This is a genomic window from Pseudomonas sp. PS01298 (genome assembly GCF_029959745.1).
Taxonomy (GTDB): domain Bacteria; phylum Pseudomonadota; class Gammaproteobacteria; order Pseudomonadales; family Pseudomonadaceae; genus Aquipseudomonas; species Aquipseudomonas aylmerensis.
The window spans coordinates 19,934-34,211 of sequence record NZ_JASCPP010000078.1 but is presented as its reverse complement, the minus strand read 5'-3'; the positions used below and the strand labels follow the sequence as shown (position 1 = coordinate 34,211).

Annotated in this window: 10 protein-coding genes; all 10 read left to right on the top strand. The window is 64.2% G+C overall.

Going from position 1 to position 14,278, the window contains the following annotated elements; all coding sequences use genetic code 11:
• Nucleotides 1-419 precede the first annotated feature (419 nt).
• On the top strand, nt 420-1,973 hold the full coding sequence (gene glgA / locus QMX97_RS22910; RefSeq protein WP_065908128.1) for a glycogen synthase GlgA: 1,554 nt from the start codon (nt 420-422) through the stop codon (nt 1,971-1,973).
• A gap of 19 nt (nt 1,974-1,992) precedes the next feature.
• Nucleotides 1,993-3,738, top strand: coding sequence for a malto-oligosyltrehalose trehalohydrolase (treZ, locus tag QMX97_RS22905; RefSeq protein WP_282397671.1), 1,746 nt, complete (start codon nt 1,993-1,995; stop codon nt 3,736-3,738).
• Nucleotides 3,735-5,819, top strand: a complete 2,085-nt coding sequence (malQ, locus tag QMX97_RS22900; RefSeq protein ID WP_201144782.1) for a 4-alpha-glucanotransferase — start codon at nt 3,735-3,737, stop codon at nt 5,817-5,819. The genes treZ and malQ overlap by 4 nt, the downstream gene beginning before the upstream one ends.
• Nucleotides 5,816-8,566 (top strand): malto-oligosyltrehalose synthase, encoded by a 2,751-nt coding sequence (locus tag QMX97_RS22895; protein ID WP_282397670.1) that lies wholly within the window; start codon nt 5,816-5,818, stop codon nt 8,564-8,566. The genes malQ and QMX97_RS22895 overlap by 4 nt, the downstream gene beginning before the upstream one ends.
• A gap of 24 nt (nt 8,567-8,590) precedes the next feature.
• Complete coding sequence (locus QMX97_RS22890) at nt 8,591-8,860, top strand: DUF2934 domain-containing protein (protein WP_065908120.1); 270 nt, start codon at nt 8,591-8,593, stop codon at nt 8,858-8,860.
• A gap of 119 nt (nt 8,861-8,979) precedes the next feature.
• The gene (gene glgX / locus QMX97_RS22885; protein ID WP_065908119.1) at nt 8,980-11,139 is read left to right on the top strand and encodes a glycogen debranching protein GlgX; all 2,160 of its coding nucleotides are present in this window, start codon (nt 8,980-8,982) and stop codon (nt 11,137-11,139) included.
• A 1-nt stretch (nt 11,140) separates the two neighbouring features.
• Nucleotides 11,141-12,139: an acyl-CoA dehydrogenase family protein gene (locus QMX97_RS22880; RefSeq protein ID WP_065908117.1), complete on the top strand. Its 999-nt coding sequence runs from the start codon at nt 11,141-11,143 to the stop codon at nt 12,137-12,139.
• Entirely contained in the window at nt 12,136-12,894 is a 759-nt protein-coding gene (locus QMX97_RS22875; RefSeq protein WP_065908115.1) for a PIG-L family deacetylase, read from the top strand. The genes QMX97_RS22880 and QMX97_RS22875 overlap by 4 nt, the downstream gene beginning before the upstream one ends.
• Nucleotides 12,891-13,490, top strand: coding sequence for an SAM-dependent methyltransferase (locus QMX97_RS22870; RefSeq protein WP_065908114.1), 600 nt, complete (start codon nt 12,891-12,893; stop codon nt 13,488-13,490). Before QMX97_RS22875 ends, QMX97_RS22870 begins: the two co-directional genes overlap by 4 nt.
• A complete protein-coding gene (locus QMX97_RS22865) occupies nt 13,487-14,146 on the top strand; it encodes a glycosyltransferase (RefSeq protein WP_282397669.1) in 660 nt (219 codons plus the stop codon). The genes QMX97_RS22870 and QMX97_RS22865 overlap by 4 nt, the downstream gene beginning before the upstream one ends.
• Nucleotides 14,147-14,278: the final 132 nt, after the last annotated feature.

The following is a 14,278-nucleotide window of genomic DNA, read 5'->3' as shown; positions in this document are numbered from 1 at the left end:
ACCACATCGGAGCACTTCCCCGTCATACCCCCTGCAACCCTACCTCCGCCTACCCCGCCCACCACCCCGCCCCCGTTTTCCCAGCTTTGCATATCGTTACAAGTATTTTGTCCTACAAAAATCCCCCACAAACCCTACAGGCTCTAGGATCTGTCCTAGACTGATGACCGATGGGTCCGTTTCAAAACAAAAACCCCGCGAAAAAATCGAAACTTTCCAACTCTGCCATAGGTCAGGTTTAGGGTAAGGCGCGCACAAGCGGTTCACACCAGATGCCGTCTATCCATTCTTTTTGAGCTAACCGTGCAACTGGCATACGCCTTGCCAGTTTGTCATTGCGCTTGTGCGCCTGGCCGCAGGATGCGGTCAACGGAGCTAGTGGCAGCGGGCCACTAGCCGACCAACACGTGGAGAGAACTATGATCAGTGCCGCTGCAAGTATTCAAGGAGAGCGTGTTAGTCAGCCAGTTGGCGGGTCGACAGCTTTAGTCGACCTCAACACGGTGCGGCCGGTCCCGAGTCATAATCCCAATCGCAAGAAAGTCCTGTTCGTCACCTCCGAATTCGCCGACCTGGTCAAGACCGGCGGCCTGGGCGACGTGTCTGCCGCCCTGCCCCGTGCCATGGCGCACCTGCACGATGTGCGCGTGCTGATCCCCGGCTACCCGCAGGTGATGGAGAGTGATAACCCGATCCATATCATTGGTGAACTGGGCGGCCATGCCGCACTGCCGCCGTGCAAGATCGGGCGCATGGACCTCAAGGACGGCCTGGTTATCTATGTACTGATCTGCCCTGAGCTTTATGAGCGCGAAGGCACGCCCTACGGCGCCAATAACGGCCGAGACTGGCCCGACAACCATATTCGCTTCGCCCGCCTGGGCCTGGCCGCCGCCGACATGGCCGCCAACCTCGCACAGATCCACTGGTGCCCGGACCTGGTGCACGCCCATGACTGGCCCGCTGGCCTGGCCCCGGCCTATATGCACTGGCGTGGGTCACGCACCCCGACCCTGTTCACCATCCATAACCTGGCCTACCAAGGTGTGGTCAGCCTGGCCTCGACGCCGGAGCTGGGCATTCCGCCCCACGCGCTGCAGCAGGAAGGCATGGAGTTCTACGGCAAGATGTCGTTCCTCAAGGCCGGCATGGCCTACTCGAGCCATATCACCACCGTGAGCGCGACGTACGCCCAGGAAATCACCACCCCGGAATTCGGCTGCGGCCTCGACGGTTTCCTTGCCGCCAAGACCCAGCAAGGCCTGCTCAGCGGCATTCCCAACGGCATTGATGAAAGTTGGGAAACCTCCACCGACACGCACCTGACCCACAACTTCAACATTGGCGACTGGGAAGGCAAGGCGATCAACGCCGGCCACGTGCGCGAATTGTTCGGCCTGCATGACTCCACCGGCCCGCTGTTCGCCGTGGTCTCGCGCCTGGTCTACCAGAAAGGCCTGGACCTGACCGAGGCCGTGTCGAGCTTTATCGTCGAAAACGGCGGCCAGATCGCGATCATCGGTCGCGGCGAGCCCGAAGAAGAGCAAGCCATGCGTGAATTGGCGCTGCGCTTCCCTGGGCAGGTCGGGGTGCGTATCGGCTTCAACGAAACCGACGCCCGCCGCATGTTCGCCGGCAGCGACTTCCTGCTGATGCCTTCACGCTACGAACCCTGCGGCCTGAGCCAGATGTACGCCCAGCGCTTCGGCTCGCTGCCGGTGGCACGCAACACCGGCGGGCTGGCGGACACCATCGAGAATGGCGTCACCGGGTTCCTGTTCAATGAATCCACGGTAGAAAGCTACGAAGAGGCGCTGAGCCGCGCGTTCCGCGTGTTCGCCAACAAGGGCCTGCTCAATGCCATGCGCAGCCGCGCCATGACCCAGCCCTTCAACTGGTGCCAGGCGGTAGAACCCTACGCCGAACTGTATGAACAACTGGTGGCCAAGGCCTTGGGGAAATCGACTAAATAATCAAGGGAGGTCTTCATAGATGCCGTTACGGACTTTGGAAACCTGGCCCCACGGCGCAATCATGCTGGACGCGCAACACACGCGTTTTGCCTTGTGGGCGCCAGACGCGTTTTATGTCAGCGTTGAATTGGAAGACGGTAAATCCATCGCCATGCTGCCGCAGGCAGAGGGATGGTTCGAGACAGAAGTGAAGTGCCCCGCCGGCACCCGCTACCGCTTCAACATCGATGGAGAAATGGATGTACCCGACCCCGCGTCCAGGGCCCAGGCTGCGGACGTGCACGGTTGGAGCGTAGTCGTCGACCCACTCGCCTACCCGTGGCGTCACAGCCACTGGCAAGGCCGCCCCTGGCACGAAGCGGTGATCTACGAGCTGCACGTGGGTGCGATGGGGGGCTACGCCGAGGTCGAAAAACACCTGCCACGCCTGGCCGAGCTGGGCGTCACCGCCATTGAGTTGATGCCATTGGCGCAATTTCCCGGCGAACGCAACTGGGGTTATGACGGCGTGCTGCCGTATGCGCCCCAGTCCTCCTACGGCACTCCCGAACAGCTCAAGCACTTGGTCGATTGCGCCCACGAGCATGGCCTCGCGGTGATCCTGGATGTCGTCTACAACCACTTCGGTCCCGATGGCAATTACCTGGGCCAGTACGCGGCCGGCTTCTTTCAGGAAGACGTGCACACGCCGTGGGGCGCCGGTATCGATTTCGACCGCCGTGAAGTGCGCAATTTCTTCCTCGACAACGCGCTGATGTGGTTGCTGGAATACCGCTTCGACGGTCTGCGCCTGGACGCCGTGCACGCCATCGACAACCCAGGCTTCCTGCAGGAGCTCGCGCAGCGGGTGCGCCAGCAGGTCGACACCGGTCGGCATGTGTGGCTGGTGCTGGAGAACGAACTCAACCAGGCCAGCCTGCTCAAGCAGGATTTCGACGCGCAATGGAATGATGACTTTCATAACGTGTTGCACGTACTGCTGACCGGCGAAACCGACGCGTACTACAGCGACTTTGCCAAGGAACCTACCGCCCAACTGGCGCGTTGCCTGGGCGAGGGTTTTGTCTACCAGGGCCACACCACCCGCCACGGCCATGAGCGCGGCGAACCCAGCGGCGATCTGCCGCCCACCGCCTTTGTAGCCTTTTTGCAGAACCACGACCAGATCGGCAACCGCGCGATGGGCGAGCGCCTGCACCAGTTGTGCCCGCCCCAGGCGCTCAAGGCGGCGACCGCCCTGCTGCTGCTGTCACCGATGATCCCGCTGATGTTCATGGGCGATGAAGTGAATGCCAGCGAGCCGTTCCTGTTTTTCACCGATCACCACGGCGAACTGGCCGAAGCGGTGCGTGAGGGCCGGCGCGGCGAATTTGCCGACTTTGCCGCCTTCCAGGACCCGGAGCGTCGTGACCGCATCCCGGACCCGAACGCCCTGGCCACTTTCAAGCAATCCTCCCCGGCGCTGGCCGATCACCCCCACGCCGAGCTCTACCGGCACCTGTTGAACCTGCGCCACACGCATATCGTGCCGCACCTGCCCGGCACCGTGGCCTTGGGTGCGCAGGTATTGGCCGACGGCGCCGTCAGTGCGCGCTGGCGCCTGGGCAACAGCAGCCTGTTGCAGATCGACCTGAACCTGAGCACCACCGCCGTGGACCACCCGGCGGCCGCCCACGCTCTGTTTCAAACGCCTGCCGAGCACGGCGCACAACTGCCGCCGTACAGCGCACGCGTGACCCTATCCCCTGTTGGAGAGCACCCTTGAGCGAAGCGAACCTGGAAATCCTCGCCAGCCGCGCGGGCCTGGCCGTCGATTGGATCGACGCAAACGGCCGTCCGCAACGAGTGAAACCCGACGCCCTGCGCGCCGTTCTCAAAGGCCTGGGCCACCCGGCCGACACCGATGCCGAGATCGACGCCAGCCTGCTTGAACTGGAGCAGGTGCAACACGACAAACACCTGCCCCCCTTGATGACCATCGACACCGGCGAAGGCCTCGACCTGGCACGTTACTTCGAGCCCGATACCCTGTGCCGGGTCAACCTCGAAGGCGGCGAAAGCCTGGAGCTGCGCCTCGACGGCGACGCGGTTCTGCCTGGCGTGATTGCCCTGGGGTATCACCAGGTGCATATCAACGACCAGAGCTTTACCCTGGCCGTCGCGCCCACGCACTGCTACAGCGTGGCCGAAGCGGTGGACACCCAGCCCGCGCGCGCCTGGGGCCTGAGTGCCCAGCTGTACGCACTGCGCCGCCTGGGGGATGGTGGTTTCGGCGACACCCTGGCCCTGGAGCACCTGGCGCGCTCCGCTGCAGAACGTGGCGCGGACGCTCTGGCGATCAGCCCGATGCACGCGATGTTCAGTGCCGACACCGGCCGCTACAGCCCGTACTCGCCCTCCAGTCGCCTGTTCCTCAACAGCTTGTATGCCTCTCCGGCCTGCATCCTCGGCGAACGCGAAGTGCGCAGCACCATCGAGGCCCTTGGCCTGGAAGATGAATTGCACACGCTGGAGCAACACACGCTGATCGACTGGCCCGCCGCCGCCAACGCCAAGCAACGCCTGCTGCGCGCGCTGTATGAAGATTTCCGCCACGGCCAGCACCCGCAACAGGCCGACTTCCTCAGCTTCCGCCAGGCCGGTGGCGAAGCACTGGAGAACCACTGCCGCTTTGAGGCCGTGCAGGCACAGCGTGCCGCCGCCGGCGAGGATCTCGACTGGCGTCACTGGCCGCAGGAATGGCGCAATCCGCAAAGCCCGGCACTGGTACAGTTCGCTGAAGCCAACCGCGAGGAAATCGGCTACTACGCCTTCGCCCAATGGCTGATCGCGCGCTGCCTGGAGCGTGCCCAGCAAGCCGCCCGAGGCAGTGGCATGGGCATCGGCCTGATTGCCGACCTGGCGGTCGGCGCTGATGGCGGCGGCAGCCAGGCCTGGAGCCGCCAGGATGAACTGCTGGCCGACCTGACCGTGGGCGCGCCGCCGGATATTCTCAACCGCTCCGGGCAAGGCTGGGGGATTTCCGCGTTCTCCCCCGAAGGGCTCAAGCGCAACGGTTTTCGTGCATTCATCGAAATGCTGCGCGCCAACTTCGCCCACGCCGGTGGCTTGCGCATCGACCATGTGATGGGCCTGCAGCGCCTGTGGGTGATTCCCATGGATGCCTCGCCGCGTGAAGGCGCCTACCTGTATTACCCGGTGGATGACCTGTTGCGGCTGCTGGCCCTGGAGTCCCACCGCCACAAGGCTATCGTCCTCGGCGAAGACCTCGGCACCGTGCCCGACGGCCTGCGCGAAAAACTCAGCGGCCGCTCGATCCTGGGCATGCGCGTGCTGTTGTTCGAACAAGGCCACGATGGCCAGTTCAACCCGATCCTCGACTGGCCGGACAACGCCCTGGCCACCACCAGCACCCATGACCTGCCGACCCTCAACGGCTGGTGGCACAGCCGCGATATCGACTGGAATATCCAGCTTGGCCTCATCGATGCGCCCACCGTGGAGCAATGGAGCGAACACCGCCTGCGCGAACGCCAGGCACTGCGCCAGGCCTTGAGCCAGGACCCGCAGAATTTCGTCGAAGAAATTCGCAATGAAACCGACCACATGATCGACGCCAGCGTGCGCTACCTTGGCCACACCCGTGCGCCGCTGGTGCTGCTGCCGCTCGAGGACGCGCTGGGCATTGAAGAACAAGCCAACCTGCCCGGCACCACCGATACCCATCCCAATTGGCGCCGCCGCCTGGCGGGCGAGGCTTCCAGCCTGCTCGACAATGCAGGCGCCGCCCGCCGCCTCGAACTGCTGGCCGTCGCGCGCAACCAAGCCTATGAGCGTGACCGATGAAAGCACTGCCCCTGCGCGCTACCCAGCGCCTGCAATTCCATAAAGGTTTCACCCTCGATGACGCGGTGCCGCTGGTGCCGTATTTCGCCCAACTGGGCATCAGCCACCTGTATGCCTCGCCGCTGCTCAGCGCGCGTGCCGGTTCCATGCATGGCTATGACGTGGTCGACCCGACCAGCGTCAACCCCGAGCTTGGCGGTGAAGCGGCGCTGCGCCGTCTGGTCGCGGCCTTGCGTGAGCACGGTATGGGGCTGATCCTCGATATCGTCTCCAACCACATGGCCGTGGGCGGCGCCGACAACCCCTGGTGGCTGGACCTGCTGGAATGGGGGCGCCTGAGCCCCTACAGCGAGTTCTTCGACATCCAATGGCACTCCCCCGACCCGCTGCTCAAGGGCCAATTGTTGATGCCGTTCCTCGGCAGCGACTACGGCGAAGCCTTGCAGACCGGCACCCTGACCCTGCATTTCGATGCAGCCCATGGCGCGTTCTACGTCGAGCATTACCAACACCGCTTTCCGATCTGCCCACGCGACTACGCGTTGATCCTCGGCAACGACCCATTGCTCAAGCCGCTGGCCGACCGCTTCAGCGCCCTCGCCTATCAGGACGACGCCTACGCCGAAGCCGCCTGGCTCAAGCAGGCGCTGGCCGAGCGCGCTACCGAGGTGATGCCCGCCATCGAAAGTCGGCTGGCCGAGTTCGACGGGCGCCAGCCTGAAGGCTTCAAGCGCCTGCACCAGTTGCTCGAGCAACAGACCTATCGCCTGGCCAGCTGGCGCACCGCGGCGGACGACATCAACTGGCGGCGCTTCTTCGACGTCAACGAACTCGGCGGCCTGCGCGTCGAGCGCAGCGCCGTGTTCGAAGCCACCCACGGCAAGATCTTCGAGCTGATCAGTGAAGGCCTGGTGGACGGTTTGCGCATCGACCACATCGACGGCCTCGCCGATCCTCGCGGCTATTGCCGCAAGCTGCGCCGGCGCGTGGATTCGCTGTCGCCGGAGCGGCACCTGCCGATCTTTGTCGAAAAGATTCTCGGCGAAGGCGAAACCCTGCGTGAAGACTGGCGCGTGGACGGCACCACCGGCTACGAATTCATGAACCAGCTGTCGCTGCTGCAACACCACCCGGAGGGCTTTGCGCCGCTGGCCGCGTTGTGGACGCAGCACAGCGAACGGCCCTCGGCGTTTATCGAAGAGGCGCGGCTGGCACGTCAGCAGATCCTCAATGGCTCCCTCGGCGGCGATTTCGAAAGCGTGGCGCGGGCCTTGCTGCAAGTCGCGCGCGACGATGTGATGACCCGCGACCTGACCCTCGGTGCAATTCGCCGTGCCTTGCAGGAGCTGATCGTGCACTTCCCGGTGTACCGCACCTACATCAGCGCGCTGGGCCGCAGCGCGGCTGACGACAAAGTCTTCCAGCACGCCATGGACGGTGCCCGCAGCACCCTCGGCGAAGGCGACTGGCCGGTGCTCGAACACCTGGAAAAATGGCTCGGCGGCCAGCCTTGGCGCCATCGCCCGGTGGGCCGCGAGCGCAAGATGCTCAAGCATGCCTGCGTGCGCTTCCAGCAACTGACGTCGCCGGCGGCCGCCAAGGCCGTGGAAGACACTGCGTTCTATCGCTCGGGCGTGCTGCTGTCGCGCAATGACGTGGGTTTCAGCACCGAGCAGTTCAGCGCGCCGCTGGCCGAGTTCCATGCGGTCAACCAGCAACGCCTGCAGACCTTCCCCGATAACCTGTTGGCCACGGCGACCCACGACCACAAGCGCGGCGAAGACACCCGTGCGCGCCTGGCGGTACTCAGCGAGTGCGCAGCGTGGTACGTCGAGCAGGTCGAGCAGTGGCGCAGGCTCGCCGCGCCGCTGCGCACTGACGCCAGTGCGCCGTCCGCCGGCGACGAGTTGATTCTTTACCAAGTGCTGCTCGGCAGTTGGCCGCTGGACCAGGCCGATGACTTCGAGGATTACCATCAGCGCCTGTGGCAATGGCAACAAAAAGCCCTGCGCGAGGCCAAGCTGCAGAGCGCCTGGAGCGCGCCCAACGAAGCCTATGAACAGGGCGTCGAAGCTTTCCTGTCACGCCTGCTGCTGAGCGAGGAAGGCCGTCCGTTGCGCACGGCAATCGGCAACGCAGCCCAGGTGATCGCCCCCGCCGGCGCGGTGAATGGCCTGGCGCAATCCTTGCTTCGCATCACCGTGCCGGGTGTGCCGGATTTGTACCAGGGCGACGAGTTCTGGGACTTCAGCCTGGTGGACCCGGACAACCGTCGCCCGGTGGATTTCAACGCACGGCAACGCGCGCTGGACACCCCACCGGACCCCGGCGAACTGCTGTTCAACTGGCGAGACGGGCGCATCAAGCAGGCCGTGATTGCCCAGGCGCTGGCCTTGCGCAAGGCCGATCCCGGACTGTTCCGCGCAGGCAGCTATACACCGCTGGAAGTGCTCGGCCAACACGCCGGGCGGGTGGTCGCGTTCCACCGCGAACACCAGGGCCGCCATCTGTTGGTGGTGGTGCCGCGCTGGCCGTTTGACCTGCTTGAAAACGGTGTGCATCCCCAGATCAATGCGCAGGTTTGGGGCGATACACGGGTGAAATTACCGTTCGCCGCGCCAACTCAAAACTGGAAGGGACTTTTTCATACAGGCGCAGTCACACCAGACAAGGAGCTGTTGATCAGCGCTGCCCTGGGGGATTTCCCGGTCAATGTCTTTATCAATCCTGATGATCAAGAAAGCTGAAAATTTTCTGTGAGGAGCATTGTGATGAGTACTGAAGACAAACGCATACGCGAGCTGGCGCATCAGATCTGGGAATCTGAAGGCAAACCCCATGGGGAGGACGCACGTCATTGGGAGATGGCGCGCAAGCTTGCCGAAGCCGAAGCCCTGACGCCGAGCAAGCCCAAGGCCTCGGCCAAACCCAAGACCGCGCCCAAACCGCCGGCCAAGGCCAAGCCTGCGCCACCGGCCGCGAGCAAGCCGGCAGCCCCGGCGGCGAAGAAGCCAGCGGCGCCGAAAAAGCCCAAGCCTTGACCCCGCACCGCTTGCCGGCCCTGCCGGCAAGCGGTGATTTTTCCACCCCGATTGTCAGCTGAATATTCGTCAGCACGGCCGCGTTCGGCCCGAAAAAAGACCCTTGCAGGAGCAACACCATGAGCAAACCCCATAAAACCCCTTCGACGCCGGGCAACGAGCCGTCGCGGATTCGTGAAGGTTTGCCCTTCCCCCTCGGCGCCACCTGGGATGGACTGGGCGTCAACTTTGCGCTGTTCTCGGCCAACGCCACCAAAGTGGAGCTGTGCCTGTTCGACGACGCCGGCGAAGTTGAGCTGGAACGCATCGAACTGCCCGAATACACCGACGAAATCTTCCACGGTTACTTGCCCGACGCCCACCCAGGGCTGATTTACGGCTACCGCGTGTACGGTGCTTATGACCCGGCCAACGGTCATCGCTTCAACCACCACAAATTGCTGATCGACCCCTATGCCAAACAGCTGGTGGGCGAACTCAAATGGTCCGAGGCACTGTTCGGCTACACCATCGGCCACCCGGACGACGACCTCAGCTTCGACGAACGCGACAGCGCGCCTTTCGTGCCCAAGTGCAAGGTCATCGACCCGGCGCACACCTGGGGCAACGACCAGCCAGTACGGGTGCCGTGGGACCGCACGATCATCTACGAAACCCATTTGCGCGGCATCAGCATGCGCCACCCTTCGGTCGGCGAATCGGTGCGCGGCACCTGCGCCGGCCTGATGGAAGATGACGTGCTCAAGCACATCCGCCAGTTGGGCATCTCATCGGTCGAACTGCTGCCGGTACACGCTTTTGTCAACGACCAGCACCTGCTGGAAAAAGGCATGACCAACTATTGGGGCTACAACAGCATCGCGTTTTTCGCCCCCGACCCGCGCTACCTGGCCAGCGGCAAGATCGCCGAGTTCAAGGAGATGGTCGCGCACCTGCACGAGCAGAAGCTGGAAGTGATCCTCGACGTGGTCTACAACCACACCGCCGAAGGCAACGAGCGCGGCCCTACCCTGTCCATGCGTGGCATCGACAACGCCTCTTACTACCGGCTGATGCCCGATGACAAGCGCTTCTATATCAACGACTCCGGCACCGGCAACACCCTCGACCTGAGCCACCCGTGCGTGCTGCAGATGGTCACCGACTCCCTGCGCTACTGGGCCACCGAGATGCACGTCGACGGTTTCCGTTTCGACCTGGCGACCATCCTCGGCCGCTACCGCGACGGGTTTGACGAGCGCCACAGCTTCCTCGTGGCGTGCCGCCAGGACCCGGTACTGCGCCAGTTGAAAATGATCGCCGAACCCTGGGACTGCGGCCCCGGCGGTTATCAGGTGGGCAACTTCCCGCCGGGCTGGGTCGAATGGAACGACCGTTTCCGCGACACCGTACGTGCCTTCTGGAAAGGCGATGACGGCCAGTTGGCGGACTTCGCCGGGCGCATGACCGCTTCAGGCGAGATGTTCAACCACCGGGGTCGCCGCCCCTACAGCTCGGTGAACTTCATCACCGCGCATGACGGTTTCACCCTGCATGACCTGGTGTCGTACAACGACAAGCACAACGAAGCCAACGACGAGAACAACCAGGACGGCAGCAACAACAACCTGTCGTGGAACCACGGCGTCGAAGGCCCGACCGAAGACCCGGAAATCAACGCGCTGCGCCTGCGCCAGATGCGCAACTTCTTCGCCACGTTGCTGCTGGCCCAGGGCACGCCGATGATCGTCGCCGGTGATGAGTTCGCCCGCACCCAGCACGGCAACAACAACGCCTACTGCCAGGACAGCGAGATCGGCTGGGTCAACTGGGAGCTGGACGATGACGGCAAGGCGCTGCTCAAGTTTGTCAAACGCCTGATCAAGCTGCGCCTGGCCTATCCGATCCTGCGTCGTGGCCGCTTCCTGGTGGGCGACTATAACGAAGACATCGGCGTCAAGGATGTGACCTGGCTGTCGCCGGATGGCAACGAGATGACCACCGAACAGTGGGAAGATAGCCATGGCCGCTGCCTCGGCATGCTGATGGATGGTCGCGCGCAGGAAACCGGGATTCGACGTGCCGGTGCCGACGCCACCTTGTTGCTGGTGGTGAACGCGCATCACGACATGGTCAATTTCCGCCTGCCGTCGGTGCCTGAAGGTGAGTTCTGGACCTGCATGCTCGACACCAACCAGCCGGCGGTACGCGGCCAGGAGCGGTTTGATTTTGATCACGAGTACGCGGTGACCGGCCGCTCGCTGCTACTGTTCGAACTGCAGCGTGACGAAGAGGTGTGACATGGCACTGCATGGATTCCTTCAGAGCTTCCAGGGCTACGCGGACACGCAAGACCTGGGCAAGGCGCTGAAGGCACTTCAGGAAGAAGGCCTCGACCAACTGCCGCTGCCTGGCAGCGGCGAGACCCTGGCGCGATTCAGTCGCCTGGCGCAGGTGGCAGGCCACGACCTGCGCTTGTGCAAGTTGTTCGAAGGTCATACCGATGCATTGGCGATCATTGCCGAACTCGACAGCCCACTGCCGCCCTTGGGCAGCACATGGGGCATGTGGGCGGCCGAACCGCCGACCGCCAGGGTCCAGGTGCGCCAGGACGGGCATCGCTTGCGCCTGGACGGGCGCAAAGCCTGGTGCTCAGGCGCGGCAGTGGTCAGCCATGGCTTGTTGACGGCCTGGGATGAACAGGGCCGTCAGCAGTTGGTGGCGGTGCAGATGGATCAACCGGGCATCACCGTCACCAACGAAGGCTGGAATGCCGTGGGCATGGCGGCCACCGGCAGTGTCGAGGTGCTGTTTGACGGGGCCCTCGGGATCGCCGTGGGTGGTCCCGGCGATTACCTCGCCCGTCCGGGTTTCTGGCAGGGCGGCGTGGGCATCGCCGCGTGCTGGTACGGCGCCGCGCAACGCCTGGCCGAGGCCCTGCGCGAACACTGCAGCAAACGTCCGGAACCGCATGCCCTCGCCCACCTCGGCGCCGTCGACAGTGCCTTGAACGGGGCCGCCTGCGTACTGCGCGCCAGCGCCGAACAGATCGACCGCGACCCCAAGGCTGACGCCCAGCAACTGGCCCAGCAGACCCGCGCGTGTATCGAGGAGGCTGTCGAGCAGGTCATGCGCCATGTCGGCCGCGCCGTGGGCGCGGGGCCTTACTGCAAGGACCCGCACTTTGCCCAATTGATGACGGACCTGCCGGTGTATGTGCGCCAGAGCCATGCCGAGCGCGACTTGGCGGGCCTGGGCGAATTGGTTGCCGGCGAACCCACAGGGAGGTGGCAGTTATGAGACCCAACCCGATCGTCGGCCAGGGCACGCCGCTGCAACATTGGCAGGCCTCGAGCCTGATGGCGGAGCTGCCGCACATCAGTGTCGAAGAGCTGGTGCCCGAAGGGCATCGCGCCGTGATCATTGCTCCGCACCCGGATGATGAAGTGCTCGGCTGTGGCGGCCTGCTGCAAGGCCTGGCGGCGCTGGGCCGGCCCATGCAGCTGATTTCCGTTACCGATGGCAGCGCCAGTCACCCTGGATCCCGGCGCTGGCCGGTAGAACGCTTGAGCGTGGTGCGCCCGCAGGAATCGGCGCAGGCCCTGCACCGCCTGGGGTTACCGCTGCACAGTCTGAAATGGCTGCGCGCCGGCTTCAGCGACAGCCAGGTGGCAGCACGCGAAGACGAGTTGACTGCGTTTATCCAACGCTACCTCAAGCCGACCGACGTGGTGTTCACCACCTGGCGCGAAGACGGCCATTGCGACCATGAAGCCGTTGGCCGCGCGAGCGCGCAGGCGGCGCAGGCCGTAGGCGCCACGCTGTATGAGCTGCCAGTCTGGACCTGGCACTGGGCGTCTCCCGAAGACAGCCAAGTGCCGTGGCACCGCGCCCACAAGATTCCGCTGACCTGCGAAGCCGTGGCCCGCAAGCGCCACGCCATCCATGCATTCGCCAGCCAGTTGGAAGGCGATCCGCAGATCGGCTTGCCGCCGGTACTGGCGCCGTACGTGGTCGAGCGGCTGTTGCAACCTTTTGAAGTGGTGTTTGTATGAGCGTGGCCACGCCGTATTTCGATCAACTGTTCGCTGATAACGATGACCCCTGGGCTTTTCGCCAACGCTGGTATGAGCGCCGCAAGCGCGCGCTGACCCTGGCGATGCTGACGCGCCCACGGTATGCCTCGATCTTCGAGCCCGGTTGCGCCAACGGTGAACTCAGCGCCGAACTGGCACCGCGCTGCGATCGCCTGTTGTGTTGCGACACCGCTTCGGCCGCCGTGGCCCTGGCCCGTGGTCGCCTGCTGGGTTTTGCCCATGCCCAGGTGCAACAGAGCCGCCTGCCCGAGCAATGGCCGCAGGGCCAGTTCGAACTCATCGTGCTCAGCGAGCTGTGCTACTACCTCGACGCCGATGACCTCGGCGCCCTGATCGACCGCGCCCTCACCAGCCTCGCCCCCAACGGGCAAGTGCTCGCCTGCCATTGGCGCCCGCCCATCGACGGCTGCCCGCAGACCGCCGAGCAGGTGCATGCATTGCTGCACGAACGGCTGGCGATGCCGCTGGTTGCCCGGCATCACGAACACGACTTTCTCCTCGACCTGTGGAGCCGCGACGCGACCTCAGTCGCCACGCTGGAGGGCCTGCGATGATCGGTATCCTGATCCCGGTACACAATGAAGAAGCATTGCTCGGCGAGTGCCTGGACGCGGCGCTGATCGCGGCCAGCCATCCAGGCCTGGCAGGCGAAGCGGTGCAAGTGCTGGTGGTGCTCGACAGTTGCACCGATAGCAGCGCCGCGATTGCCGAAGCCTTCCAGGTGCAGCGTCTGGAAGTGCAGGCACGCAACGTCGGCCACGTACGTGGGGTGGGCGCGCGGCATCTGCTCAACCAGGGTGCGCGCTGGATCTCGTGCACCGACGCCGACAGCCGCGTGGCCCCGGATTGGCTGGTCGCACAGTTGGCCCTGGGTGCCGACGCCGTGTGCGGCACGGTCACGGTGGACGCCTGGAGCGAAGGGTTCGACCCTGCCGCGCAGATCCGCTACAACCTGGCCTACCAGGCCCGCGACGGCCACCGGCATATCCACGGCGCCAACCTGGGCATCAGCGCTGGGGCCTATGTGCGGGCCGGCGGTTTCGAACCGCTGGCGTGTCATGAAGATGTGCAACTGGTGCGCAACCTGGAGCGCTGCGGCGCCTCGATCGCCTGGAGCCACTCGCCGCAGGTGATCACCAGTGCACGCCTGGAAGCGCGGGCCCAGGGCGGCTTTGGCGATTATTTGAAGAGCCTGATGCTGGCCTCTTGAAAAAAACGCCATTGCTGAATGTAAAAGCGACCAAACCTTGGCTATGCTGAGGACGCCTTGCTGGCAATCCAGGATTGGATTGCCATGCAACCACCACGACGGAGCCTGTGGTGGGTAAAAAGAGCGTCGTCC